10 protein-coding genes are annotated in these 15,189 nt (G+C 70.5%); 5 read left to right on the top strand and 5 right to left on the bottom strand.

The window, feature by feature from the left end; genetic code table 11:
• Positions 1–69: 69 nt before the first annotated feature.
• The 5 genes from KGD87_RS27375 to KGD87_RS27355 form a co-directional block, all read right to left on the bottom strand.
• Complete coding sequence (locus KGD87_RS27375) at positions 70–1,317, bottom strand: serine/threonine protein kinase (RefSeq protein ID WP_284663781.1); 1,248 nt, start codon at positions 1,315–1,317, stop codon at positions 70–72.
• Between the two features lie 171 nt (positions 1,318–1,488).
• Positions 1,489–3,312, bottom strand: a complete 1,824-nt coding sequence (locus KGD87_RS27370; RefSeq protein ID WP_284663780.1) for a serine/threonine protein kinase — start codon at positions 3,310–3,312, stop codon at positions 1,489–1,491.
• A gap of 5 nt (positions 3,313–3,317) precedes the next feature.
• Positions 3,318–4,235 carry a DUF2381 family protein gene (locus KGD87_RS27365; RefSeq protein ID WP_284663779.1) on the bottom strand — a complete coding sequence of 306 codons (918 nt, stop codon included), beginning with the start codon at positions 4,233–4,235 and terminating at the stop codon, positions 3,318–3,320.
• Positions 4,236–4,439: 204 nt separating this feature from the next.
• Complete coding sequence (locus tag KGD87_RS27360; protein ID WP_284663778.1) at positions 4,440–4,910, bottom strand: NUDIX hydrolase; 471 nt, start codon at positions 4,908–4,910, stop codon at positions 4,440–4,442.
• The gene (locus KGD87_RS27355; protein WP_284663777.1) at positions 4,907–6,097 is read right to left on the bottom strand and encodes a DUF2380 domain-containing protein; all 1,191 of its coding nucleotides are present in this window, start codon (positions 6,095–6,097) and stop codon (positions 4,907–4,909) included. Before KGD87_RS27355 ends, KGD87_RS27360 begins: the two co-directional genes overlap by 4 nt.
• A gap of 514 nt (positions 6,098–6,611) precedes the next feature.
• On the opposite strand from KGD87_RS27355, the gene KGD87_RS27350 reads away from it, so the two are divergent.
• The 5 genes from KGD87_RS27350 (at position 6,612) to KGD87_RS27330 (ending at position 15,130) form a co-directional block, all read left to right on the top strand.
• Positions 6,612–7,322, top strand: a complete 711-nt coding sequence (locus tag KGD87_RS27350; RefSeq protein WP_502888047.1) for a lysophospholipid acyltransferase family protein — start codon at positions 6,612–6,614, stop codon at positions 7,320–7,322.
• Between the two features lie 69 nt (positions 7,323–7,391).
• A complete protein-coding gene (locus KGD87_RS27345; protein ID WP_284663776.1) occupies positions 7,392–10,571 on the top strand; it encodes a carboxypeptidase regulatory-like domain-containing protein in 3,180 nt (1,059 codons plus the stop codon).
• A gap of 49 nt (positions 10,572–10,620) precedes the next feature.
• Positions 10,621–11,475 carry a phospholipid scramblase-related protein gene (locus tag KGD87_RS27340; protein WP_163779737.1) on the top strand — a complete coding sequence of 285 codons (855 nt, stop codon included), beginning with the start codon at positions 10,621–10,623 and terminating at the stop codon, positions 11,473–11,475.
• A 19-nt stretch (positions 11,476–11,494) separates the two neighbouring features.
• Positions 11,495–14,227, top strand: coding sequence for a hypothetical protein (locus KGD87_RS27335; RefSeq protein WP_284663774.1), 2,733 nt, complete (start codon positions 11,495–11,497; stop codon positions 14,225–14,227).
• A gap of 15 nt (positions 14,228–14,242) precedes the next feature.
• Positions 14,243–15,130, top strand: coding sequence for a cupin domain-containing protein (locus KGD87_RS27330; protein WP_284663772.1), 888 nt, complete (start codon positions 14,243–14,245; stop codon positions 15,128–15,130).
• Positions 15,131–15,189 lie beyond the last annotated feature (59 nt).

The following is a 15,189-nucleotide window of genomic DNA, read 5'->3' as shown; positions in this document are numbered from 1 at the left end:
CACCCCGCTCAGCGCGTCACGCCGGGCCGGTAGTGCTTCCGTTTCGGTGAAGGGATTGGAGTGTCGACGTCAGGCGGCCGGTGGCGTCTTCCCGGCCCGACGCGCCCCGGGCGCCGTCGTCAGCTCATCCGAGATGTAGCTTCCCGGCCGCGTCTCGACGGTGTCCGGGTGCTCGCGCCAGTCCGCCGGAACGAAGCCGCCTTCATCGTCCACCAGGCTCAACTCTTCCAGCGCCTCGCCCGCTTCGAGGAGCGCCCGCTGGACCTCCTTCACCGCGTCCTCCGCGCCGTAGGGCCCCAGTTGCGACAACCGGGCCCGAATGGCGGTCTCCAGCTCGGCCGCTGACGGGATGCGGTCCGCGGGCTTGCGGCGCAGCAGCGTGTAGAAGATGGCGCGCAGGTGCTTGGACACGCCGAAGGCCGCACGGCCGATGTCTGGGGCGCGATACACCATGGCACACCAGATGGCGTCCTCCACATGGAGTGGCTGCCCTGTCTCCATGAGGGTGATGGAGGCGCGCAGGACGCGCTCATGCTCCGCGGGGGAGAGGCGCGACTCCGCCTCCGAAATCTTCAGGTCCGCCGGGTCGTACAGGTGCCTGCCGGTCGCGAACTCCAGCATCGTCAGCCCCAGGGAGAAGAGGTCCCCGCGCGCGTCCACGGCCTCCCCCAGCATGGCCTCCGGGGCGGCGTAGATGACATCTCCCCTGGGACGCGGCAGCGACGTGGCGATGCGGCCCGCGAGCCGGGAGAAGGCCACGCCGAAGTCCGTCAGCGCCACGCCGCCATTCGGGCGCAAGCGGATGCGCGCGGGGTTGATGTCGCGATTGACGATGCCGAGCGGCACGCCAGCGTCGTCCGTCCGCGAGTGCGCGTAGGCCAGGGCTCCCGCGACCTCCGCGAACACATACAGGACGAAGGCCTCCGAGAAATAGCTGCCCCGCGTCTGGGCGATGGCCAGCAGCGTGTCCAGGCTGAAGCCCTCCACGGACTCCAGGACGGCGCACAGGCCGTACTTCATCTCGAAGAGGCCATGGACCCGGGCGATGTTGGGGTGATGGAGGAACCGCGCCAGCCGCGTCTCCTCCTCCAGCCGCGCCCGGGCGCGTGGATACATCTCCAGGAACTTCGCCTCCGGCAGGACCACACACTTGAGCAGCACCTTGGACTGGTAGCCGGAAGGGGTGCGCGGCCGAGCAAGCATGAGGCGCTCGCCATTGCGGCCCAGGCCGAGGTTCTGGAGGAACTCATACGCGGTGTCCCCATTGTAAAAGAGGACCGCGCCCTCGGGGGGCCGAGGGTCATCACCATTGGACATGAAGAAGGTCTCCGTGACGCCTTCGCGAGCGACGCCGCGCAAAGACAGACAGCAGGCTACCGCCAGTCGTCTCCAGAGTGAATGACGTCACGGGTCGCCACCGCCCAGCGCCCCGAATTCACTCCCAGTCCGTTGTCCTTCATGGATTGCAAACTCTCTTTACATTCGCGCTCATGGCCAGTGTTGCACGGGGAAGGTCGGTTCGGTGCGGTTGAAGATGACGGCTCCCGGCACCGACCCCTCTGCCCCTTCCTCCGGTCCATTTTCCCCAATGACCAGGCACACGGGATAGGTGTTCCCGTCTGGATATTCGGCCCGGGTATAGCGGGCATAGAGACGCCCGTCCCCCGTCCAGAGCTGGCCGTAGAGAATCGTGCCCGTGGGCATGGCATCCCACCCTTCTTCAACGACACCGCGCACGGGGCCGTCGCCGAACACCCCAAGCTCATCTGCGCGCCCTGGCTGCCGCAGGTCGAGGGTGACATAGACGGCGCCAGTGCCGCGCGTCGCAAAAAAACCCAGCTTCTTCATGGCCGCCCGCGCCTCGGTGGGGCACTCCGCCGAGGCGGGGCGCACCTGGGAGCTGCTCGGGCACCCGAGCTGCAAGGCCACGGCGGCGCTGGCGGCTGCGCACTTCTTGAGGAACTCCGCCCTGCTTCCTCCGGTGGAGAGGGCCTTCTTGGCCGGAGCTTCGGACGAGCTGGTGACGGTGGGGGCACGCTTCACGGCGGGACTTTCCTTCTGGACAGGGACTTGCCGGGGCGACGCTACCCCAGCGGATGAAGTGGTGGGCACAGGAGGCGCGGCACCGGCGTCCCGTGACACGCCGGCATCCACCACGAGTGGGGACGACGGCGCGGGTGATTCGGCCAGGGCCACGGTCCCCGCGTCCCGCGTCGGACGACTCGCGGGCGCGGCGCCGTCCGCCCTCTCGGGCGCCTCTGGGGGAGCAGCGCTCATCATGGAGAGCCCGGCGGCCAGGCCCACGGCCAACACGGCCCCGGCCAGGACGGCCCACCTCCGGGGACGCGGACGCGGCGGTACGGGCTCCTCGGCGCCTGTCGCCGGGTCGAGGCGCGGCTTCGCCGCCGGGGCATGCAGGGGCACCGTCCACTCCGGCCCCGCCTCCGTGGCGAAGGCCTCCAGTCTGCGCCGCAGCACCTCCGCCGTTGGGGGCCGATGCTCCGGCTTGCGCGCGATGAACGTCATGGCCACGTCGCTCAGCGGCCCCGGCACGCGCGGATTCAACGTCCGCGCGGGCGGCGGCATCCAGCGGCCCTCGACGGGCGCCCTGAAGACGCCACTCACGGGTTCGGGCGCCGTCAACACGTCGAAGAGGCAGACGCCCAGCGCGTAGATGTCGTCCGCCACCTTGAACTCGTAGCGAGCGTCACGCTTGTCGCCGTTCTCGCGCAGGAACCGGAAGGCCTCCGGCGTGCGGTAGCGCCGCGTGCCGGGTGGGAGCGGCGCGTCCGTCAGGTCCTCGGCGTGGGCGTAGTCGCCCGCGCTGAAGTCGAGGATGAGCGGTTCACCATCCGCAGCGCGCACCATGATGTTGCCCAGCTTCAAGTCCCGGTGGAAGACGCCGCGCCCGTGCATGTAGTCCAGGGCCGCCGCCAGCTTCCCGAAGACGCGGGTGACCTCCTGGGCGGTGGGGTGCATGCGCTCCACCCACTCGGCCAGGGTGTACCCCTCCACGAGGTCGAGGATGACGTAGAGCCAGCCCGTGACGAGGTCTGGCCACCGGCCGTGAGCCCTGGAGGCGATGATGTTCGGGTGCGACAGGTGGACCAGACACCCCAGCTCCCGCTTCAGCCGCGCGTCCGCCTGCTCCGCGTCGCCGCTGCTGGCGCGGTGCATGGCCAGCTTCATCGCGAAGTGCTGGCCATTCTTCTCGACCCGGTAGACGGCGCCGTAGGTGCCCGCTCCCAGCAGTCGAATGACGCGCCACCCGTCCAGCATCTGGCCGGGCTGGAGCTGCGCGGGGTGGTACATGGCAATCACTTTGAAGTCCCTCCCAACATCACACGAAGAGCGAGCGTCCGCCCCCGCCCCGCGCCATCCCCTACTTCCAGATGGAACGCTGCTCCAGCGCTCGCCGGTGGGTTCTTCACCTCGATGACGACGTGCCCCGTGTCGCCTGGAGCAATCACAGGCTGCTGCATCCTGACGGCCACCACCTCGACGCGCTCTCCACTGGAGAGACTGACCAACTCCGCCGTCGTTGCGGTCCACTGCTCCGCGCCTGTGTTCCGCACGCGAAGGGAGACCACGGACCAGGCCTTGGCGTGGAGCACCATCCCCTTCTCATAGACCAGGCCCAGCCCGGGCTTCGTCGCAAGAACGCGCACAAGCGTACGACCGTCCACGCCGCGTTCGTCCAGGAGCCCGGCCAGCACGAGTCCCGCGGGGCCGCTGGCCTGACAGCGAGCGTGGAGCGCACCCAGCTCAGCCTCCTTGGCGACCAGCCGTGCCCGCGCGTCCGCCAGCTCGGCCCGCAGCACCTCGATGGAGTCACGCCGCCGGAAGAGATCCACCCGGACATCCACCTCGGACGCGCTGGAGACGAGCGCGAAGACGCCCTGCGCGGGGACGGCGTCGTCCGCGTAGCGCACGCGAAGCAGCAACCGCTCCCCGGAGCCCAGGTCCATCATGGGCTCCAGCACGAGGACTCGCTCTCCGGCATCCACGAACTGGAGGCGCTCGCGCCCTTCGACCTCGACCGTGCCACGGTCGAGGCGCGCGTCAAAGCGCAGCAGGGTGGTGGTGCCAGCGGCGATTCGAATCTCCGGCACCGGCTCGGAGGGATTGCCGGAAAGAATGACGCGCCGTTCGACGCGCTCGCGTGGGGCCGTGAGGGATTGCGCCGGGGCGGCGAACCCCACCAGCAGGTAAAGAATGGCAACAAGTCGGGGCAATGCGCGCTCTCCGGGCTCGAACCTACCAGACAGCCTCACTCGCGCTTCATGGTTTCCGCTGGGTGGACCGGCCCTTGGCCGCGCGCCACGGCGCGCGGATGCACCGCGCCGAGGCACAGGTGTTGGAAGTACCTTCCGACAGCGGCGGCTCCCTGGAATGCGCCGCGGCTCCTTCATTGACCTGACAGGTGCCGCCGCTGTCGCTCAGGCTTCTTCGTCGGGAAGGAGCGCTCGGAGCAGCTCGTCGTCAGGGCCGAGCGGGCGCCAGCCGGGAGGCGGCGGAGTCGCGCGAAGCGCTGCCATGACCTGATCCGCTCGCTCATCATACGAATCGGGGATGTAGGCAGACCATGAACCAAGCGTCTTCCCGACCTGGAAGCGCGTTTCGTCGTCCATCACGGTCGGCCACCCATTCGGTAGGTTCTGGGATAACAGTCGCACGAGCACATCTCGGACAAACCTCGTGACGCGCTTGCGCTGTTCCGCCTCGGCGAGCAATCCCCTGAGGACCTGCACACCCGCGATGTCATCTTTGCCAAGCTCTTCGGCCAGATATGTCAACGGGATGGCTGGACGTGCGTCGGCAAATGCCGTGAGCGAATCGAAGCCACGCGCGCGAACTCGCTCGTACAGGCGAACCTTCCAGTTCCCCTGCCATGAACGCCCGTCGGTCATCGGGCACCCCCTTTGGTGAACTTCATCGGGATGTCGTAGAACTTCATGTTCTCAGCGACAATGTTCAGGACCTCGTTGCGGTTCAATTTCCGGCCAGTCTCTCTCTCGGCCTTGCCCAAAAGCCGCATGATCATCCGATTCCACTCGCCAGGCCAGGTTCGCCCCAGCTTCCAGTTCCCTCCACCGTGAATCGCCTCATGGTGGGCCCGCTCCAGCCGCACGCAGAACTGGTCGATGTCCATGTCGCCCTTGAAGCCGCGCGCCTCGAACCACGCACGGTGCTCCTTCGGCAGGACGTGGTGCTTCGGCGCCTCGGACATGCCCGCGCCCGCCCTGCCTGTCACCCGCATGCCACGCACTTCGGGGCTGTCGCCCAGCGCGTCGCGCACGCCCTTGGGCAGGTCCTGATGCGCCTGGGCCATCATCACCTGGCCGCCGTGAATGCGAATGGCCGCGCTCACAGCCGGAACGGAGAGGACGCCCGCCTGCACCAGCCTTCGCATCATCTCCACCCACTCTGCGGAGACGACAAGCCGCGAGCCCACCATGACGCCACCCGGACTCATCACCAGCCCCACGCCGAGCGTCGCGGGTCCGGCTGAGGGCAACCGGGGGAGTGACAACTTCATCGCGGAAATCATGGTGAACATCTCCACCACCTGCGCCGCCACCATGAGCTTGGCGCCGTTCTCCATGGCCGCGCGGGCGCCTCGATGAATCGCGTCGAACTCGTGGGTCAGCTTCCCCATCAGCTCGGGCGTCGCGGTCGCCGCCACTTCGACGCGCTCCGAGTCCCCCGAGGCGAGGTCTGCCAGCGTCGGAGCCATCAGGCCTTGAACGCGAAGCAGGTCCGCGTACAGCTTCTCGACGCTATAGGCGGGGCACTGTCGGAGCACGGCGTCAGCGAGTTGGAGGAAGTCCACCCACGTGGCCAGCAGCAAAGCTCCGAACATCGCGGCCTGGAGGCGAGGCCCCGACATGCGGAGGAGGCCCCGCTCCATGTCGGAGTCCTCCACCTGTGACGCCACTCCCACCAACGCGGTGGCGCTCCCGAGCGTTCCTCGGAGCCAGGCCCGTTGCCTGGAGCCGTGGTCGAGGTAGCGCGTGAACGCCCCATGGAGTCCCCGGCCACCGAGCGCGGGCGAATGCGACGCAAGCCGAGCGCGCGCGGCGTCAATGCCCTCCATGGAGCGCTTCACCTCGTCAATGGCATCGAGGACGGCCTGACGCGCCGGGGCAGCACGAGTCGCTCCACCAACGACAGCGCCAGCCACCGGGCCAAACCCAACCCGCGTTGCTTCGTTTCGTAGCGCCGCCCGCCGCCACAACCGCTGTTGCGTTTCGGGGCCTGCGAGAATGACGCGCCGCTCGACACGCTCGCGAGGGGCCGTGAGGGATTGCGCCGGGACAGCGAACCCCACCAGCAGGTAAAGAATGGCAACGAGTCGGGGCAATGCGCGCCCTCCCGGCTCGAACCTACCAGACAGCCTCACACACGCTTCATGGGCTTCCAATGTCTGTACCAACCATTGACATTGAGCGGATGCACCGCGCCAGGGCACGTTGGCGCGGCACGGAAGAGGGCTCCTGGAAGGACCTCTGACGCCCGTGGGCCCCCAAGTTCAAGCCCACGCCCCGCGAGCCTGTGGCACACTGCGCGCCATTCGACTCCTCTTCTCCATCGTCTTCTGGGCGTTCCTGATGCTCTCCAGCGCCGTGCTCTTCGTGGGCGCCGCGCTCGTGTGGGCCGTCACGTTGCCGTTCGACCGCGACGGCCGCGTCCTGCACCTGTATTCGTGCTTCTGGGCGCAGCTCTACTTCTACGTCAACCCGCTCTGGCACCTGGAGGTCGACGGCCGCGAACACCTGCCCTGGCGGGGCCCGGCCGTGCTCGTGGCCAACCATGAGTCGCTCGGCGACATCCTGGTCCTCTTCGGCCTCTACCGCCCCTTCAAGTGGGTCTCCAAGGCGTCGAACTTCAAGCTGCCGCTCATCGGCTGGAACATGCGGCTCAACCGCTACGTCCCCCTGGTGCGCGGCGACAAGGCGAGCATCATCAAAATGATGGCGGCCTGCGAATACTGGCTGTCTCGCGGCGTGCCCATCCTCATGTTCCCCGAAGGCACGCGCTCCTTCGACGGCGTCGTGAAGCCCTTCAAGGACGGCGCCTTCGTGCTGGCCCTGAAGCAGCGCTGCCCCATCATCCCCATCGTCCTCACCGGCACCGCGCGCACCCTGCCCAAACATGGCCTGGTGCTGAAGACCGCCTCCCGCTGCCACGTCCAGGTCATGCCCCCCGTCGACCCCAGCGCCTTCACCGACGTGGCGTCCCTGCGCGAGCACGTCCGGAATCTCATCGTCTCGGAAAAAGCACGCATCGAGGCCCTGACACCCGGCACCGCCACCCCATAGCGCCAGCCTGAATCCCCGGGCAAAGATGCGCCCCGGGGTCGAGGCGGGGCTCGCGCTCCGGGGGACGCAATGCGCAGACAGCCGCTGGTGATGGTCGCACTCGGGGGGCTCGCGCTGCTGCTGGCCGTGGCGCTCGTCCACCGGACGGAGGACACCGGCGAGCAACGAGCGACCTCCACCGCGCGGCGAACCCCGGCACGGCGCGACCTCGGCGTCCCGACGCCCCCACCGCGTGGCGACCACTCGCTCCGCGGACGCGTGCTTGATTCGCGGCGCCGCCCCGCCGCGGGCATCCAGGTCTCCGCCACGCGCGACATGCCCGGCGAGTCCCTGTCCGCGCGCCCATGTGACACGCGCGCACCGGCGCTGCCCCTGTCCTCCGGAGGCTGCATCGGCGAGCCCGAGGAGCTGGTGCGCGCGCTCGTCGAAGCCGGCCACGGCGCCGCGCCCGTGGTGGCCCAGGCCCGCACCGCGGCGGACGGAACGTTCCTGCTCGAAGACCTCCCCGAGGGCAGGGTGGCGCTCTGGGCCATCGGCGAGCGCCACGCCACGCTGGCCCTGGAGGTCCGCACCGACGCCCAGGACGTGCAGCTCGTGCTCGAAGCAGGCCACTTCCTCCCAGGCCGCGTCGTCGCCGAGTCCGGCACACCGCTGCCCGGTGCGCGCCTGACGCTCTTCCACCAGGACCACGCCCGCTTCTTCGAGGCCCTGGCCGACGCGGACGGCCGCTTCGCCTTCGGTCCCCTCCCGCCGGGCGACTACACCGTCGTCGCCACCCGCGAGGGCCTGCTCACGGCGTCGCGCCAAGAGGCGGACGCGGAGCAGCTCGACCCCATCGTCCTTCATCCACCGCGCCGGCTGTCCGGCCGCGTGCTCGCCCAGGACAAGCCGGTGCCCGGGGCGGACGTCCACGTGGAGGACACGCCGCATGTCACCGTGACGGACGACCAGGGCCGCTTCTCCTTCGAGCCACTCGCGCCCGGTGACTACGAGGTGCGCGCGGCGCATCGAGGCGAGCACGGCTTCGCCACGGTGGCGCTGACCGAGGAAGGCGGAGACGCGGAGGCCACCGTGCGGCTGGGCACGCTCGTCTACGTGGAGGGCTCGGTGCGTGACGAGTCCGGACGCCCCATCGCTCGCGCCAGGGTGGGCGCCGGCGCGGCCCGGGGACGGGCGCCTCCCGCGGACGACGTCACCACGGCGGAGGATGGCCGGTTCCGGCTGGGCCCCCTGCGCATGGAGCCCTACATCTTCAACGTCATGGCCCCCGGCCACCAGGGACAGCTCCGTGACGTGGTCGCCAGCCCCGGTGAGCGCGTGGACTTCACCCTCGCGCGCGCCCACCTCCTCCAAGGCACCGTCACCGACGCCCAGGGCAACCCCCTGTCCGACGTGGACATCGACGTGGACGACGAGCTTCACGTCGAGACCGGGACCTTCCGCGAAGACGTCGACCCCACCACCTCGGACGAACACGGCCGCTTCGAGCTCACGTTCCCCGACCCTGGGGACTACACGCTCGTCCTCACCCGCCCTGGACACGTGGAGGAGCGGGTGGGGGTGGACGTGCCGGGCCCCGCGCTCAGCGTGGCGCTGCGCGCGGCGGGCCAGGTGGAGGGGGTCGTCACGAACACCCAGGGCGTGCCCATCTCCGGCATGACGCTCAGCCTGGTGGACACCCGCGAGGCGGTGGCTTCCCAGGAAACCGAAACGGACGCGGAGGGGCGCTTCCTCGTCACCGAGGTGGGGCCGGGCACGTACACGCTGATTTCCGGGCCGGACCTCGGCGTCAGCGGGCCCAAGGCGCTGCGCACCGTCACCGTGCAGGGGACGGAGCGCGTGGAGGCCTCGCTGCGGCTGGAGACGGGCGCCCCGGTGTCCGGCATCGTCGTGGACGAACACGGACGCCCGGTGGCGGACGCGCAGGTGGACGGGAACAACTTCCCAAGGTCCCGTGACGGCGTCTTCGAAGGCACCTCCAGCGACGCGGAGGGACGCTTCACCTTGCACCACCTGGCGGAGGGCGCGTGCGCGCTGAGCGCGTCGAAGGACGGATATGTCTTCGAAGCCCCGGGCCCCACGGTGGCCGGGCGCTCCCCATTCGTGGTCTTCGCGAGGTCCGGGGCGGACGACGTGCGGCTGATGCTGCGAAGCCAGGGCCGCATCCGCGGCCGCGTGGTGCGCGGGGATGGCTCCCCCATTACCCGCTTCACCATTGACCAGCAGTCCTTCCGGGACCCCCAGGGCGCCTTCGAGCTCGCCGCCGAGTTCGCGGGCACGCAGCGGCTGACCTTCGAGGCCCCCGGGCTGACGCGCGCGATGCGCGAGGTGCAGGTGTCCGCGGGCGAGGACGTGGACCTGGGCGCGGTGCTGCTGGAGGCCGGACGCAACGTCCGCGGCCGGGTGGTGGACGCGGAGACGTCGCGCCCCATCGCGGACGCCGTCGTCGAGGCCCACCTGCCCGATGAAGGGGGCTGGACGAAGGAGGTCGCGCCCATCGCCGCGGAGGCCACCGGCACGGACGGGACGTTCGCCTTCGCCCCGCTGGAAGCACGCCCGATGGACCTGCTGGTCCAGACGTACCGGGGCCACCCCCTGCTGCGCCAACGCATTGGCACCGGCGACGAAACACTGGAGCTGCGAGTCGCCCCGGGCGCCCAGGTGGAAGGCACCCTGAAGGACCGCGACGGAAAGCCCGCGGAAGCCATTGTCCAGCTCGTGGCCAACGACGGGGACTACTCCGCCTCGGTAGACGAGGCGTTGGGGACGTTCCAGGCCCGGAACGTCCCGGCGGGCACCTACACGCTGTCGGCCTCCATGGGACAGAACGCGGAAGGCCGCGTCGTGACCTTCCTCCCGCGGCGCGTGACGATTCCCCCCATGGGGAAGGTGACGTTCGCCTTCACGGAAGCCACCGGCAGCGGCACGATGCGGCTCGGCATCCGGATGCCTCCGGCCAGGCCGGGCGAAGGGCGCTACCTGGCGCTGCTGGCGGACACGGTGCCACCGACCGTGTCCGCTCGGGAGCTGCGCACGCGGGCCCGCTTCGGCGACCTCCGCCCGTCCACGAAGAGCCAGGAGGGCGTGTGGGTGTACGAGCAGCTCCCAGGTGGGACGTACACGTTCATCGTCCTGCTGGAAGAAGCAGGCAAGCCCGCCCGCTTCACCGTCCACCGGGAGGAGCTCTTCCTCGCGGAGGGCGAGACGCTGGAGCGCGAAATCCAGGTGATGCCGCGGCCCCTGCCCTGAGCGGGGGTGGGATTATCGGGGAGCCCGGCCCAGGCTTAGAGTGAAGTGAATGAGCGACAAGCGCCCCCTCGCGGACACGACCGAGCTGGAGCTGGACTGGCGGGGCCGCGAGCCTCGCAAGCCCGAGGCGCCCGCCAGCGCGGCCCTGGAGCCGCTCTCCGAGGTCGAGGTGCCCTCCGGCGCGGGCAAGGGACTCCCTGGAGACCCCAAGCACATGGGCACCGAGCTGCGCATGGCGCTCCAAGGAATGATGGAGGCCCCCGCGCTGCGCATGCGGCAGTTTCGCGAGGGCCTGGAAATCATCTTCGGAGCCCAGACGCGCAACCGCTACGAGGTCTGCGACGACATGGGCCGCGTCGCGCTGTACGTGGAGGAGGAGGCCCGTGGCTTCGGCGGCATGCTCCAGCGGACCTTCTGGCCCTTCTACAAGGCCCGGCTGGACTGCATGACCCTGGGCGGCATCGTGGCGCTCGTCGTGGAGCGCCCCTGGAGCCTCCTCCTCACGAAGGCGGACATCCTCGCCTGGGATGGCCGGTTGATGGCGCGCATCCAGCAGCGCTTCACCCTCCTGGGGCGCAAGCTGGACATCGTCACCCCGGGCGGCGCCGTCATCGCCACCGTGAAGGGGCCCCTGTTCAGGCCCTGGACCTTCCGCGTCCTCCAGAATGACGTGGAGGTGGCCGTCGTCCGCAAACGCTGGAGCGGCTTCCTGCAGGAGAGCTTCAGCGCCGCGGACAACTTCACCCTCGACTTCCAGCCCCAGTGCACCGACTTCCGGCTGCGGCAGCTGGTGCTGGCCGTCGCCCTGCTCGTGGACCTGACGTACTTCGAGAACAACAGCTCCCGCTCCGCCCTGGGCCCCGGGCTGGACCTGTTCGACGCGTTGATGTTCTGGAAGAAGTAGCGTGGTAAATCCCCCCTCCATGTCCACGTCCACGAGCGATGCGCTGAGCGCGGCAGACCTGGAGCGGCTGGTCCGCGCCGAGTCCCCTGACCTGGCCGATGCCGTCCTCGCCCTGCTCGAGCAGCCCGAGCAGACACCGGAAAAGCCGCTGCCGAAGGACGCCTTCACCTTCGACGCGCTCCTCCGGACGCTCACCCAGGCCCGGGCGCACTACGAGTCGGACGGGCGGCGTCAGGCCTCCTCCGAGGCGTGGCAGCGCTACCTGGCGCAGCAGGACGTGCCCCGCCCTCCCCGCCTGGCCCTGGCCGACCTGCTGGTGGCGCTCTACCAGCGCGGCACCCAGGCCTCGCGCGCGGCGCTGATGGACATCGCCCGCCGCGCGGACCTGCGCTTCGGCCTGTGGGGCGGCCTCAAGCGCATCTACAAGCTGGCGGAGGCCAACCACGACGCGGAGCTGTTCGGCGTGCTCGCCTGGCGCTTCGACGTGGAGCGCCACCGCCCCAGCGCCAGCCGTGAGGTCTCCGGCGGCACCCTCACCTACCTGCGCCGCCGCGCGTGGCGCTACCTGCGCCACCTGGGCGCCGCCGTGCCGGAGCTCTACCCGCAGTTCGCGGTGGAGGTGCTGCGCCACTACACGCCGGACACCTCCTGGTACGGCGTCTGGGTGGCCCACCACCTCTGGGCGCACGGCAGCGGCAGGTACTCGCAGGACTCCTTCGCCATGCCGCCGCCCGCGGACATGGTGAAGCACCGCGCCTTCCCAGACGCGTGGAAGCGCTCGCCGGACGCGCTGATGCGCCTGTTGGACGTGTGCGAGTCGGACCCCGCCGCCAGCTTCGCCATCCAGGGCCTGCGCAAGGACTTCCCGGAGGCGCTGCGCAAGGTGACGCCCGCGTGGCTGGACCGGCTCGCCCGCCGGCCACTGGGCAGCGCGCACGACTTCCTGGTGGAGACGCTGCAGGGCTCGCCCGAGTTCCACCAGGGCCGGCTGCGCGAGCTGGGCCTGCATGAGGCGGTGCTGGCGCTGCTCCTGTCCCCCAGCGCCAAGGCCCGCGTCTACGCCATCGAGTACGCCCGCGCCCACGCGCAGGACCTGCCGGCGGAGCGCCTGGAGGAGCTGGTGGCCCAGGGCGCCCCGGACGTGAAGTCCTTCGCCGCGGCCACGCTGGAGAAGCGCAACCCGCGCGAGCTGGGCGTGGCGCTGCTGGGGCGGCTGTTGCAGCACAAGGCCACGTCGGGCTTCGCGGCGGGCGCGCTGGCGCAGTCGTTCGACCGGGCGGAGCTGCCCGCGGACTTCCTGCGCGACATGTACCTGGGCACCGGCGAGCAGCTCAACTGGGTGAAGGGCTTCATCGGCTCCAAGTACGGCGCCACCGAGCTGCCCTCGGACTTCTGGAAGGCGCTGCTGGACGACCCGCGGCTGCAGAAGAAGCCCCACCCCGTGGAGGGCCTGGCGATGCGGGCGCTGTCGGCCTACGCGGCCGCGGCCATCGGTCCGGAGTGGCTGCTGGAGAAGGCCGCCCACCCCCGCATCGGCAACATGGCGACCCAGGCGCTCATGCGCGCCGACAGCCTGCCCGGGCTGGACGTGGAGCAGGTGAAGGCGCGCGTCTTCAGCGCGAAGTACCGGGGCGTGGCGCTGGGCCTGCTGGGCAACCGCAAGCTGTTCACCGCGCGCCAGCTCACCGTGCCCTGGCTGCTGGCGCTGGCCCGCCGCGCCGACCCGGAGCTGCACGGCTTCGCGCACCGCTACCTGCTGGAGAACGTGGCCCCCGCGGACTTCAGTGACGCGGGCGACGCGGCCGCGGGCCTGGAGCGCCTCTTCGAGCTGGCCCTGGGCGCGAAGCAGCCGGTGCCCGTGCGCGCCTTCGCGCAGACGTACCTGCGCTGCCACCACCCCGTCATCGGGCCGGAGCAGCCGGAGTCCAAGTCCTACAACCTCAAGCCCCGCGCGCCGCGCAAGGCGTACACGCCGGAGCTGCTGTGGCCCGCGCTCACCGACTCGCGTGACGACGTGCGCCGCTTCGCCCTGGCCATTGCCCGCGCGGAGCTGCGCGCCTGGGGCTGGCACACGCGCGTGTACGAGCTGGCGGACGCCGAGGCGAAGGAGGTCCGCAACCTGGCCTATGACGCCCTGCTGCGCGCGGGCGAGGAAGGCGCGGACGCCCGGCACACGCTCCAGCCGGAGGAGCTGGACCCGGTGAAGGTGTTCTCCCTCACGGAGAGCACCAAACGCAGCACGCGCGAGGTCGCGGTGGAGCTCATCCGCCGGCACTACGCGCGGCTGGGCGGCGCCGAGCGGCTCGCGTGGCTGATGCAGAGCGCGGACCGCGAGGTGGGCCTGTTCGCGGTGCGCCTCCTCTGGGAGAAGCACCGGCCCACGCACCTGCCGGAGGGGTGGAAGCCCGCGGGCGCCAAGGAGGCCCTGGCCGCCAGTGGCACGGAGCGCTTCGCCAACGTGGACGCGCTGCGCACCTTCCTGCGGAAGATGCTCTTCGGCCTGCCGCCGGGCCGCGCCAAGGAAGCTCGCGAGGGCGAGGTGCAGAAGCGCCTGTCCGCCAGCGCGGCCAAGCGCCGCGTCATCGAGCTGGTGCGGGATTTGGGCCTGGACGACGCGGCCTTCGCCCGCGTGGTGGCGCCGGTGCTGGAGGAGTTCACCGGCTCGCTGGCCAAGGGGGAGTGGCAGAGCTGCCTCGCCTCGCTGGTGCGGCTGCGGGCCGCGCACCCGGATGCGCAGCTCGGCGGCGCCTGAGCAGATTGAACGCACATGCTGCTCGATGAACTGCTGAATGGCTTTCCGCGGGAGCGCTTCCTCCAGGAGCACTACCAGCGGCGTCCCTTCACCGGCGCCTCCGCCGCGGAGCGCCTCCAGCGCCTGGGGACGTGGGAGACCATCGACTTCCTCGTCGAGGAGACGGCCTGCGACGTGCTGCTCGCGCGCCAGGGCGTGCCCTACCCGGGCGCGCGGCCCACGACGGCGAAGGAGGCGCGGGAGCTGTTCGCGCAGGGCTACACGCTGGCGCTGCGGCAGCCAGACCAGCACCACCCGGAGCTGGCCCAACTGGCGCGCGCCTTCAGCGCGGAGCTGCACGGCCGCATCAACCTGCACATTTACTGCACGCCCGCGGGGCACCACGGCTTCGGCTGGCACTGCGACCCGGAGGAGGTGTTCATCCTCCAGACGGCGGGCCGCAAGGACTACCTGCTGCGGGAGAACACGCTCCACCCCGTGCCCCTGCCGGAGTCCGTGCCCAGCGGCTCTTTGGCGGCGCAGGAGCAGACGCCCGTGGAGACGCACGCGCTGGGCGCCGGGGACTTCATCTACATCCCGGGCGGGTACTGGCACATGGCGCAGGCCTCCGAGGAGGCGCTGTCCATCTCCATCGGCCTGATGCCGCCCACGCTGCTGGACCTGCTCGACGGGGTGCGGGCCGCGCTGGCCAGCAGCCCGGCGTGGCGGCGGCGCCTGCCCTCGCTGGGGCGCGCCTCCACGCTGGACGACCCGGGCAAGCTGGCGCTGCTGCGGGCGCTGCTGTCGGAGCTGGGCGGTGAGCTCCAGCGCCAGCTCGCCGACCCCGGCTACCCCCTGCGCTTCCTCGCGCAGACGGCCCGCTTCTATCTGCGCTCCACCGGAATCCGGGGCAACGGGCGCTGACGGCGCGCGGCCGCCGCGAACACCCGCACTGCGCGCTCTTCTATTGAGGGCGCTGGTGC

Source organism: Myxococcus sp. SDU36, assembly GCF_030168875.1.
GTDB classification, from domain to species: domain Bacteria; phylum Myxococcota; class Myxococcia; order Myxococcales; family Myxococcaceae; genus Myxococcus; species Myxococcus vastator.
This window is presented reverse-complemented; position numbering and strand designations above follow the sequence as displayed.